At 42.5% G+C, this 12,128-nt stretch carries 7 protein-coding genes; all 7 read right to left on the reverse strand.

What is annotated here, in order from left to right; all coding sequences use genetic code 11:
- Window positions 1–279: 279 nt before the first annotated feature.
- Window positions 280–750: a hypothetical protein gene (locus tag LVD17_RS23165; protein WP_233761801.1), complete on the reverse strand. Its 471-nt coding sequence runs from the start codon at window positions 748–750 to the stop codon at window positions 280–282.
- A gap of 46 nt (window positions 751–796) precedes the next feature.
- The gene (locus LVD17_RS23170; protein ID WP_233761803.1) at window positions 797–1,798 is read right to left on the reverse strand and encodes an LLM class flavin-dependent oxidoreductase; all 1,002 of its coding nucleotides are present in this window, start codon (window positions 1,796–1,798) and stop codon (window positions 797–799) included.
- Between the two features lie 169 nt (window positions 1,799–1,967).
- Window positions 1,968–3,578, reverse strand: a complete 1,611-nt coding sequence (locus LVD17_RS23175; RefSeq protein ID WP_233761805.1) for a toxin-antitoxin system YwqK family antitoxin — start codon at window positions 3,576–3,578, stop codon at window positions 1,968–1,970.
- Window positions 3,579–3,940: 362 nt separating this feature from the next.
- Entirely contained in the window at window positions 3,941–8,395 is a 4,455-nt protein-coding gene (locus LVD17_RS23180) for a T9SS type A sorting domain-containing protein (RefSeq protein ID WP_233761808.1), read from the reverse strand.
- Window positions 8,396–8,517: 122 nt separating this feature from the next.
- On the reverse strand, window positions 8,518–9,585 hold the full coding sequence (locus LVD17_RS23185; RefSeq protein ID WP_233761810.1) for a nucleotidyltransferase domain-containing protein: 1,068 nt from the start codon (window positions 9,583–9,585) through the stop codon (window positions 8,518–8,520).
- An 11-nt stretch (window positions 9,586–9,596) separates the two neighbouring features.
- Complete coding sequence (locus tag LVD17_RS23190) at window positions 9,597–10,352, reverse strand: nucleotidyltransferase domain-containing protein (RefSeq protein WP_233761812.1); 756 nt, start codon at window positions 10,350–10,352, stop codon at window positions 9,597–9,599.
- Between the two features lie 2 nt (window positions 10,353–10,354).
- The gene (locus LVD17_RS23195) at window positions 10,355–11,776 is read right to left on the reverse strand and encodes an RtcB family protein (protein ID WP_233761814.1); all 1,422 of its coding nucleotides are present in this window, start codon (window positions 11,774–11,776) and stop codon (window positions 10,355–10,357) included.
- Window positions 11,777–12,128: the final 352 nt, after the last annotated feature.

Consider the following 12,128-nt stretch of genomic DNA (forward strand, 5'->3'; position numbering starts at 1 on the left):
GCTTAGGTTAGGGAATGTTTGTAATATGACAGATAATTTAAACATTTCAGCAACTGTATGTTAGACTGGTCATCATCAACCGATAATATACCCAATTCATGAAATAGGCTGACTGTCAAACCATTTCATCACCTGGATTCTGGAGTGTGCTTTCTTTTCAATCAGGCATTCAACCTACATGTTAATAGGGACGTGAATCTATTAGTAATTGCACAGTCAGCACTTATCATCCGGTTGCTTGTATAGCCTTGAGCAGGCCCGCTGTGCTTCTACTAACTGTTAAAGCTGTTCAAGCTCATATTTATAATCTGCCTGAATATCCTCATGCAGCGAGGACAGTGCTTTTTCAATTTTTGTCAATAGTCTGTCATACATATTACTGATCACACTGCTTCGATGTATGGCGATACCTGAATCTTTTATAGATCTGGCAAAATGAAGAAGTACTTCCACCTCTGTTTGTTTATTACCGGAGTACCTGATGTATTTATTGAGGTTGCGGTTGATCTTTTGAAGTCCCTTTTTGGCATAATAGAGGTGGCTTGTGTTGATCTCCTCTATCAAATCATCAATTTCATATTTGATAGAAGAAATATAGCCCTCCTCATCACTTGCATCAAAAAGCAGGTAGGTCAGTAGCTCTTTATTGTCTTTTTTAAAACGGCCGAGCCTGAGGCATATTTGCATAATTTCCTCGGCATCGCGATGTTTTAGTTCTTTTTTTATCTCTGATAAAGTGGCTGCTTTCATGACTTGTTTTTTGGTGAAGGGCAAAGCTCGCCTGCGCCTTGTATTTTCAAACTTCGATTTCTTTCATGATCTCAGCAAATATTCTATAGGAATTGACCCGGTCTTCATGATGGAATATATGCGATGATACAATCACTTCATCGACACCGGTTTGCTTCAGAAATTCTTCAGTTTTCTGTCTTACCGTATCCTTGCTTCCTCTAAAGGCGTAGGTCAGCATTCGCTGGAATGCCGGGTTTTGTTGCAGGTCTTTTAACTCGGGAGTCATATCAGTGGGCTCCTGCATATAATCCATATTATTGGTCAGCACACCAAGCAACATCCTGATCATAGTGGTAGAGATCCTTTCAGCTTCTTTATCAGTATCTGCTGCAATTACATTTATACCCGCAATAGTATAGGGTTCTTTAAGAAATTCAGATGGCTGAAATTGATTGTAGTAGATATTTAATGCCTCAAAAAGATGTGTAGGTGCGAAATGACTGGCAAAAGCATAAGGCAGCCCTGCTTTTGCGGACAGGTAAGCGCTGTCAGTGCTTGAACCTAAAATATATATCGGAACATTTACACCTTCAGCAACATTTACACGTACTCTTGCACCTCTGTTATCGGAAAAATACTGCCGGATCTGACTTACTGCTTCAGGGAACTGATAAACAGCCTGCATCCTGTCTGGTCTTATAGCCTGCGCCGTGGCCTGATCAGTTCCCGGTGCCCGTCCTAGCCCCAGGTCGATGCGGTTAGGGTAGAGACTTCCCAAGGTACCGAACTGCTCTGCCACAATAAGCGGTGCATGATTGGGCAGCATGATTCCCCCTGAACCTACCCTTATTTTATTCGTACCCCCTGCAATGTAGCCTATGAGTACTGAGGTAGCCGAACTGGCAATACTGATCATATTATGATGCTCAGCCAGCCAAAAGCGGGTATATCCCATTTCCTCGGCTTTTTGGGCCAGGTCAAGGCTTCTCTTAAAAGTTTCGTTAATAGTAGTGCCGTAAGCGACACTGGCAAGCTCCAGGACAGAGTAATTTATATTTTTCGACATATTAAAGTTATAACTCCAATATTGATTTCATGTTTCGTTTTTGGAAGGGAATTTACAGTTTACAGGATCAATATGAATCATAAACCAAACATAGGTATCCAAGATGCTTTTGAGTATTTTACTTTTACAAAAAAAGACACCAGCTAAGTGTCCTTTTTGGATTGATGTTTTAAAACCTGCCAGGCATTGCCGGAGGATTAATCGGAGCCATCTGCTGCTGCCTCATCATATGATGCAAATGCCAGTCGTAATAATAATTGTTCGGAGGCCTGTAGAATCTTATAATGCCAAAGGTATATGGCACTACCACTTCATAAGTTTGCACGGATTTCCCTATTTTGTAAGGCCTGAACTTGAAACGATATTGAGCGTTTTTGCTAACTGAGGATTCAAGAAATTGATTGAGTAAGCTGTCCAAATCGGGATGAACATTATTTAGTACTTTATAACTTATAGCATATTGATCATTAGCGTCAACCACAAATGAAATCAGATATGTGCCTTGAGCATTATTACTTACAGTTTCATAAACCGATTGCTCCTGAAAATACAACAAGAGCCTGTTTTTCAGCTTTTTAAGTTTAAAATTAAATTGATTATCGGTTAGTTGAACCACCTTTTTGCCGCCTTCAATGTGATAAAAGGAGCTTTTGATCCTATAATTCTCATAAACTCTTGTTATACGTCTGCTATTTACTGCATCATCAAACTCCTCAACCCCAGATCCATTTTCATCGAGTAAAGAAGTGCCCTGCTCATCATAAACCGCCTCAAAAACAGGTTGATATAGATTGTAGTCTACATTAACTTTATGAATTGCATAGATATACCTTATCTGACCATTTGAATGGAACGTCTTCACTTCTTTGACTTTACCATCCTTATAAAGTATTTCCTTTCTCACATTTCCTTCATCATCAAACCATCTGGTAACACCTTCTTTTTTATCAGGGTGAACAGCCAATACCTCTGAAGACCGGTATTTATGGCCATCATGATAATATTCCACTGTCATTACAGTATCAATTACAGAGGCTATTTTAACAACATGATAGGCAAGCTCCTCTGCTCGCACTTCATTCCACCAACGATCATAAAAGGCTGGTTGATCATTTTTATACTTGTAATAATACTCCAGCATTTTTACCATCATGGGCATACCTGATGCTTCTATTTTACCCTTATCCGCCATGTCCTTGATAATGGGAATATTACCAAAATACTTTATGGCAAACTCTTTGAATGCCTCCTTAGAATCCGGTGCAGTAACCCAGGGTTTGCCCTCCTGTTTGATCAAATAGTTGCCAATAATTCCCTGATTGTTAGCAAAGTCGTAGTACACGGCGAAACAATGGTTATCAAACGCGGCCAGATGCCTTACAAATCTTTCTTCCTTGAAAACCTGACCGATGGCTTTATTAATGTAAAAATTACTGGCAACATAAAAGGAATCCGTTCCTATGATCATTCCGCTAACCTCTTCAGGCTTCAGTTTGGTTTCGTCTTTCGAGAGAAAAGCCTTATACCAGATCTTTTTGCTATGGTACTTTAAATGTCCGCCTACTTTGTTGCCGTTTCTGTCCCAATAGTGTCCCCTTTCATAGTTTTCCGACTGGTAGTTATGAGTAATCTGATTGTCGGGACTATAATCCATTTCTTCCAGATAACCATCTATCAGCTTACCATCCACATCAAAGTAATGGCCCACCGCCACTTGCGCATTTGTACTGTATGCAATCGAAACGGTACTAATGATTAATAATAATCTTAAAAAATTCATTAAAAATTTAATGCTTGAATAAAGAAGAACTTATTCTTTATAATGTTTAAATAAAAACTTCAAAGCTAATAATTTTATTTAAACACAGCGCTGGTATTAAGAAATTTTAACATGCCAACAGTTGGCTTAATTTCCAAAATACGCGCGCGGAACATCCATTTACAGTGTATCTGTACAATGACTTAACTCAGGTAAAGTAAAGTTTGCCACAAGTGACGCAAATGATAAAGCAATGATAATGACAGGCCAAGAAGAATATCGCAATGACCTGATGCTTAATTCCGGAAAACAGCGGCACTATCAGTACTTACGTAGGGATTCTCAGAAAAAAACCGAACAAGAGGCTATACGTAAATCTTACATTACCTTATCACCACTCGCCTGCTGAGCTGTCGACCCTTATTGGTTACTGATAACACATACATTCCACTTCTTAACTGCCGGCTATCGATATGAGTAGTGTTATTTCCCGGCTGTCCGTTGGCTATCCGGGTATACACGGTATTGCCTGTATGATCAACCAGCCTGAAAGTAACAGGGTCATTATTATCACAACTGTAATTAACAGTAAGGACGTCTGTTACCGGAACCGGATATAACCTAAGCAAACTAAATGCTGAGGTGTTTTGAAAGGCAGTTTCTACCCATGAGTATTCATAGGTATCATCAAGATCGACCATTTTGAGTCTGTAGTAGTGATTACCATAGCCAACATGCTCATGTGTAAATGCATAATGGCGCTCCCCTTCAGAATTACCGGCTGCGTCTACACGGCCTATTTTGTTGAAATTTTCACCATCATTTGCGTACTCTATTTCAATGTAATCAGAGTTGTTTTCGGTAGCGGAAGACCAGGTAAGCTGCACATTGTCATCTGCCAGTGCGGCTTCAAAAGCCAGTAATTTAACCGGTAAGGCAATGGGTGGAGCTCCCGGATCCCCGGCGCCAAACCCTGAGAATCCTGTGGTAAATGATGAAGTGATCGCATAGCCGTCAGCAAATGCAACCGAAGAATTAGACGAGCCTAATTCTGGATTATAAGAGCCTGATGATGAGGGATTAATATTATCAATAGCAACATTTACTTTAGCTATTTTTAAATCAACTGATGCCTTACCTGTGGCGGCAACCCAGCTATCTACCTCGCTCGATGTATAGTAGAGTGTGATGTTATACGAACCACTGGCATTATTTATTGATGGTGTTACAAATATTGTTTTATCCATTAAGTATTCAGAGGGATCAGCACTCCAGAATTCTGTAGTTCCTGTTCCTGACCGATCTATGGTCACCGAGGTACATCCGTAATCGTGTGATGAGGTATTTTCAATTTGAGCCAGTAGTTCGCCTGTAGCCTGATCGTAGAAAGCAACCGTTTCGTATGGTCCGAGGTACTGTTCGTCGTTATAGTTCAAAGTAGAAGCTATGGTTAAGTCACCAGGTGCGGTAAGTTTTACATCATCTACCACAAAAGCAGGATCATTGGCAACTGATCCGTCATTCTCCCAATAAAATGCAAGGTAAAAGGTATTGTTCTCTAAAAGTGCGGGCAGCGTGATTTCATAATTTGTGACGGCGGTAACTCCATGAAACAATGTACTGCCTAACTGACTAAAATTTATGCCATCAGTTGAATATAACAATGCTCCAATATCAGTAAGGGCCTCTCCATTACATTTATAGTTAAAGCTGAATGTCATGTCACTTAGTCCGGTAGCATCTATTTCCGGTGTAACTAATATGGTAAGCGCGTCGTCGTTGCCATTGTAGTTGCCCGTGCCGCTACTGCTGCTTATATGGGCGCTATATATGCCTGTAATTGCATTCTCAGTATCAATTCTCCAGTCGTTCACACTGGTTGTTCCTAACTCATATACAGCCCATCCTGCAGGGACACTTCCGCTCTCAAAATTTTCGTCAATCAGCGTGGTGCCCGTTCTTGTATCTGGGTTCTGATCATTGTCGGTAATGGTGAATGTATGAGTCGTTTTAGCTGATGCTTTTACGGCATTGGTGGTCCCGGAGATGCTAAATTCAAATGCTATTGTTTCCGGGCTTTCGACGGCTGCATCATCATATACTCTCAGTGTAAACGTCTGATCTGCCGTAGCACCATCGGCAAACTCCAGCTCATTTGACTTGCCACCATTTGTAAAATTACCATTTGTGCTGTAAGCGAAATCGGCCCATTCGGTGGCACTTCCTGTACCAAGGCTCAGTGTAACTGTGGCATCACCTGTGGGGGCATTGGCAATACTCATGCTGAGGGTATGGTCTTTATATGGCCTGCAATCACCTGCAGATGCTGCCTGGGCTGAAGACTCTGCGTCAGTGGAGGATACCAGGGTAAAAGAGATTTCCGGATCAGTGGTAGGTGACGAGGCAAAGCTACTGCTTGAGAATAACCCCCGACCATGGGTAGCTGCAATGACTTCATTGTCTGATCCCCTGAGCTGAAGCATATCTGTTCTTACATTCGGAAATCCGGAATCAGCAGGCCCCCAGGTGGTGCCGGCTCCGTTGAGTTCACTGGTGGTCCAGACACCCAACTCGGTGGCTATAATAGCCGCATTATTATCCAAAGGGTGAAACAGTATCCAGCGGACGGGCATGTCGGGCAGGTCACCCTCTACCTCTGTCCATGCAGAGCCGCCATCTGTGGTCTCCCAAATACTGCTGACACCATAATTGCTAAATGTAACCAGAATATGGTCATCATTGCCATTCTCCACTTCCACGCATGATATATAGCTATTCGGTGGAAAGCTACTGCTTGAAATATCAACGGCGGTACGAGTACTGCCGGTGTGGGCATCATCTATCCTATAGACCTTACCCCCTGCACCTCCGCCTATTCCGGTACCCGTGCCTACAAACAATCTGTTTGAAGTATTTGGAGAAACAGCAATGGCCGAGATCTGCTGACCATCAAGGCTGTTTAATGACACAAAGCTTCCTGAGCTCCCGGTTTTGGGGTTGCTCCACCTGAGTATTTCATCGGTGCCTGCAGCAGAATACATAATGTTGTTCGCATCGTCGTACCTGCTGGGGTTAATAAACCGACCGGTAGAACTTCCAAACTCAGAAATGCCTGAAAATGATGAGCCTCCATTGGTTGACCTGTAGAAGTTGTTATAAACATATTGTGTCCATTGATAATCCGGCTCATCCTGATCTATATTACAGTAAGCCCCATCGCCTCCGGATACTTCTGTAGTGGAATTGATGCCTGCACTCCCGAACCTGTGGGAGCCGTTATCCTGGGCGCCAGCCAGAAAATGGTTGGTGCCGGCCGCCGGGTGAATGGCAGCACCATAAAACTGAGTTACATTATAACCATTGTTTCTGGCATTTATGGTGGGATTGCCAGCCGTAATATCGGCTGAATAAAAGACCCCTCCATCATTACCAAATATCACCTCATCAACATCGTTAGGATTAAACAGGATCATGTGCTGGTCTGCATGTACATAAGTATCGCATCCACCGGTCCAGTAAGATATCAGACTGAAACTGCTGCCTCCATTAGTGCTTCTGTAAAGGTCTATCCCTCCAATAATAACGGTGTTGGCATTGGCAGGATGAACAGCCATGATCAGGTCATACCATGCCTGGCCTCTCGTGAAATCTTCCGAAGCATTGGTGCAGCTCTGTGCCGTATATCTTGGTACTGTCAACGAAGTCCATGTAGTGGGACTTGCCTGATCTCCAACAACCGTTTTAGCCATCCAATCCACATTTAGCCCATCCGAAGCTATGGCATAAACTACATCAGCATCTGACGGGGCACAGGCAAGCTCCACCCGCTCACCAGATCCCGGATTATAGGCAGTGGACCAGGAAGTTCCGTTATCGGAGTAAAGTATTCTGCCACCGCCACCGGATGAATATAAGTCTGATGTGGTTCCTACAAATATTCTCCCGGAAGCACTTAATTCAATATCTGCGACATTATAGGTGTAGGATTGAGAAGGAACATTGGGTAATACCTGCGTAAAATTGACCCCTCCATCCGTTGATCTCCATAAGCCCTGCTCACCGGAAGCTGAATTTCCATGATAGGTATAATTATTTACACTATTTTGTACGGCTACATATACAACGCTACTACCTCCTTCATTTTTAATAATGATATCATTGACATAGTGAAAATCCTCATCGGTAGCATAAAAACCATTTGATGCGGTCATATGTGTCCATGTATTTCCACCATCAGTACTCTTGTACATACCTTCACCTCTGGTGGAACCAATAACATGACCTTCTCCGGTTCCCAAATACATAATATTGGTATTGTTCGGGTCGTAAGTCAAGGCACTTATTGAGATATTATTCCAGGTGTCGCTTACATTTTGCCAGCTACTGGCAGAGTTGGTGATATTATCATTATACCAAAGGCCACCTGTAACACTGCCTGCCCATACCTTACTACTTCCTGCATCATTAGGGTCCCACATCAAAGCGCGGGTCCTTCCTCCTACATTATCCGGGCCACGTTCTGTCCATGTCACACCGGCTATTTTTGCATTTGCATTTTTGTTTTTGCTAACTTTATTTTCTCTGACTTCCCGGGCTTTTTTTAACCTGACTTTTGGAATATACATGAGTTTCGGGTCGCGGGTCATGTCGAACTCCTGTCTCATGGCCAGGTCAATCCGATCCCTTTTAGCAATTTTCTTCGATTTTTTATCCAATGTTACATGAATGACTTTTAGCTCAGGTTGCGAATCAGTGTTTTCGGCTATTAACCATACAAAGACTGCTAAAACGGCCAAAAAAGCCACCAGGTGGCTGGTTTTTTTAAGGGGTACAAACACGGGGCTGATATTGTAAGTAAATAAATAATAAAGTTCAATGTAAGTTTTTTTTAAGAGTATTCGGAAATTTTATTCGATGGACAATTGGTATATACCGATGAAATGCAGATAGGTGTTTAAACCTATAATTTGCCTATTCTGCCGTTATATAGCTCTCTTCTTATTGTAACTAAAAGCATATTGAGCAGGTCAATATCCGGCAACTCCTGCAAATCTGTCTTTCTATAACATTTTTCAATCCTGCTAATCTTGATTTCAGCCGTATCCAGCAAATCATCATAGGTGTATAACCCGTTTTTAACACGAAGAAGATAATCACGATCTTCTCTCCTAACTTTCAAAGTCCGTGATTTGCCAATCTCCTCGCACATGTTGAGCAACCTGATCGTGTGCATCATATTTTTAGCATCATAACCTTTGCCATGTCCCAGAGTACCGTTGTACCTCTGATCGTTACGCTTTTCCACCCAGTCCCAATAGGCCTTATATTCCCGGCAGTATGCTGAGTATGCCGATTTATTGAAAGACATCAAGCCAACAGGTTCCACATCAAACGGAACTGTACTCAGACAAACATCATTAGCATCATCACTTTTAACAATTCCTTTAAATTCTGTACTCCCACGATACAAGCCATACATCTCCGGCATATGGGCTATCCGCGACAGTCCGAATTCATGCTGCTTAAATCCGTGCTGTTTAAGAAATACTTTAACAGGCACAGCACCTTGCCCCTCGGCTATATAGCAAAAGTCCAGCACACTTTTGCGCTCTTTCTCTACTGGGTTCAGTATCTTTTTATTCAAACCTCTGGCCTTTTTTATCTGTGCCATGGCATAGCCGCCGAAGCTTTCCTTACATTGCTTTGACAGAAAACTATGCTGCCTCAAAGATTTAAAAAGAGGATGCATGATCCTGATACAATCCTCCGGAGAATATAGCAATTCGAGAATATTCGGATTACTTTTTGACAATAGTTCAACAAACCTCCCTAATTCATAATATACCGTGTCATTACCTTCGTCACTCACCTGCGCCACATAATTTAAGCCATAAAACTCGTCTTTTGGGAGAATGAAAACCCCTTTGATGTCGATATCAGATTCGGGAGTCGAAAGCCCGTAGGCATGGCTGCCGCTCAGGCATTCATATATAATCAGGTCCTTCTTTTTTAGCTCTTCAATTGTCATTGTTATACGTTTTACACACTTTTAACTACAGTCCGGTAAAAATGATCAAGCTTTTCAAAATCACCCCTTTCAGAGGGTAAACCGGCAGCAACCAGGTCATTATCCTGAATAGTCTGTGCCAGAAAATCATTGATCAATGGCTCAGCGGGATGAACATAACCTTCGCTTTGGCAGGATTTAACATCGATCAATTCATAAACCTTCGCGCAAACGGGGTCATCTGCCAATACAAGCATTTTGGTCAATTGTATGGGAGGTATTGAGCCTTTTTCCCTTATCCACTTGCCCGCCATTGCCGCCCGCAGGGCATAGAAGTACCTTTTAAGTTTGACTTCCTTCTGCCCCCGACAGGCTTCATGGTACTTTTTCGCCATGCTTTGATAGTGGTACATCAATGCGATGGGCGAAAAATAATAAGGGCACAATTCCTTTATCATACTGGTAAATGAATCCTCAGCATAATAAACAATAGGAGATTGCATCCACTCCAGAAATGGCCCGTTGGACTTCCATAATAACTTTAATGCCTTTCCCACTTCCCAGCCGCCAATATCAAGCAAATCATTGACAGGGAGATCTATAGTATCCTTTCTCTTTCTGATGGACAAACTCCATTCGAGATCATGTGCATAGATAAATCGCACATCATAATCGCTATCCGGAGAAGGGAAACCCCATGCCCTTGAGCCAGACTCACAGGCATAGAGTACTTTCACTCCTTTTTGCTTTTCTATTTCTTTGAGCTTCCGTTTTATTAAAGTTTCCATAATTAATCTACCTCCTGAAATTTATCGTCTCCACACATTCTTACAATTTTGGGTTGAAACGAGCCGACTACATCTACCAAATCCTTTTGAGACTCCATAACTTGTTTGATGTCCTTGTAAGCCATCGGTGCTTCGTCAATGCCTGAACCGATCACTTCTACGCCGGCAGTATGAATGTGTTTTGCTACCGCCTGCTTATCCAAGGTGTTCTTGGCCTGAGTTCTGGACATAGCCCGTCCGGCACCATGAGAAGCCGAGTTGATAGATGACTCCGCTCCTTTGCCCCTAACAATATAGCCCGGAGCTGTCATTGATCCCGGAATAATACCCAGCACACCTTTTCCGGCCGGAGTAGCCCCTTTTCTATGTACAATGATCTCATTGCCCATACGGTCTTTCTCTTTCCAGGCAAAATTGTGGTGGTTTTCGACCATAGCTACAGGCGTCGCTCTCAGGCCAACGGCCATTCTCTCATGGATCTGGTGGTGGCAAGCAGAAGCGTAGTCACCCGCAAGATTCATGGCCAGCCAGTACTCCTGCCCTTCTTCAGTATTCAGGTCAAGCCACGCCAAGTGTCTTGCTTCGTGAGGTAGCTTACATCTGCTCATAGCCAGCTTGGTATAGTGCTGCGCTATGGATGCACCAAAACCCCTTGAGCCGGAGTGTGACAGCAAGGCAAGGTATCTGCCTGTCGGTAGCTTAAATTCGTTATCCGGGTCTTCAATTTCAGTGATTCCGAACTCAACAAAGTGATTACCACCACCAGAAGAGCCAATCTGCGATGCAGCCTTGTCTTTTAAACCTCCAATAAGTTTAATCTCGTTAAACAATGAATTTTCCAGCACTTCATGATCTTTGGGTCTGGAGAAGGTTGCCCTTCCGAATTTGGTATTTCTGATCAACATCTTCCTCAAGTCATCTTTACGCTCTGATAAAATGCTTTCGGGGATATCATAAATAGTCATACACATTCTGCAACCAATATCCACTCCCACGCCATAAGGAATAACTGCATTTTCAGTAGCCAGTACACCACCGATCGGGAGACCATAGCCCTGGTGAGCATCAGGCATTAAAGCCCCGGCACGGGCTACAGGAAGCCTCATAGCCATTTCTATCTGCTTCACTGCGCCCTGTTCAATACCTTCCGCTCCATATACCTTATAAAGATCAGGCGTATCCCTTAGCGGCAATACATCATCTTTAGGCTTCAACAACTCCTGAGCGATAGCCGACAATTGATTGTCGTTAACAAAGTCTTCCGGTTTCAAAAGCACTGATTTTAGTACTTTGGCGGTTTGCTCGATTCCGCAAGATCCATAATGTTGCTCCGCAATTTCAAGAGCTATACCTATTACTTTTCCTTCAGGGTATCCTAAATCAAGTAGTTCTTTTCCTGTAATGTTTGCTTTCATTTCTTTCATGATCCAAAGTAACCACGCATGTACGCAGTGTTTTTGCGTAGTTAAAATTATTTAATGATTTTTTCAGAACATACTATATTCACAGCCTAATCCGGTACTTCTAATGTTGAATCGGATACAATGAGGCTTCTGGTCAGACGAGACTCCTCCCTTATTAGCAAAACTTTATTCTTACCTGCAAATGAAGCCATGGGAATATTTTTTATGACTCCAGAGTTCAGCACCTATGAAAACACCTTTGGAGAATCGGTCATTAAAGGTACTCAGAGGGCTTTTAGATTAATAGATTTAAATATAAAAGCATTACCGGATTATTGGGAGGGAAAGTGGTAAGTAGGCGGCACTCCGGTCC

This window comes from Fulvivirga ulvae (assembly GCF_021389975.1).
Classification (GTDB): Bacteria; Bacteroidota; Bacteroidia; order Cytophagales; family Cyclobacteriaceae; genus Fulvivirga; species Fulvivirga ulvae.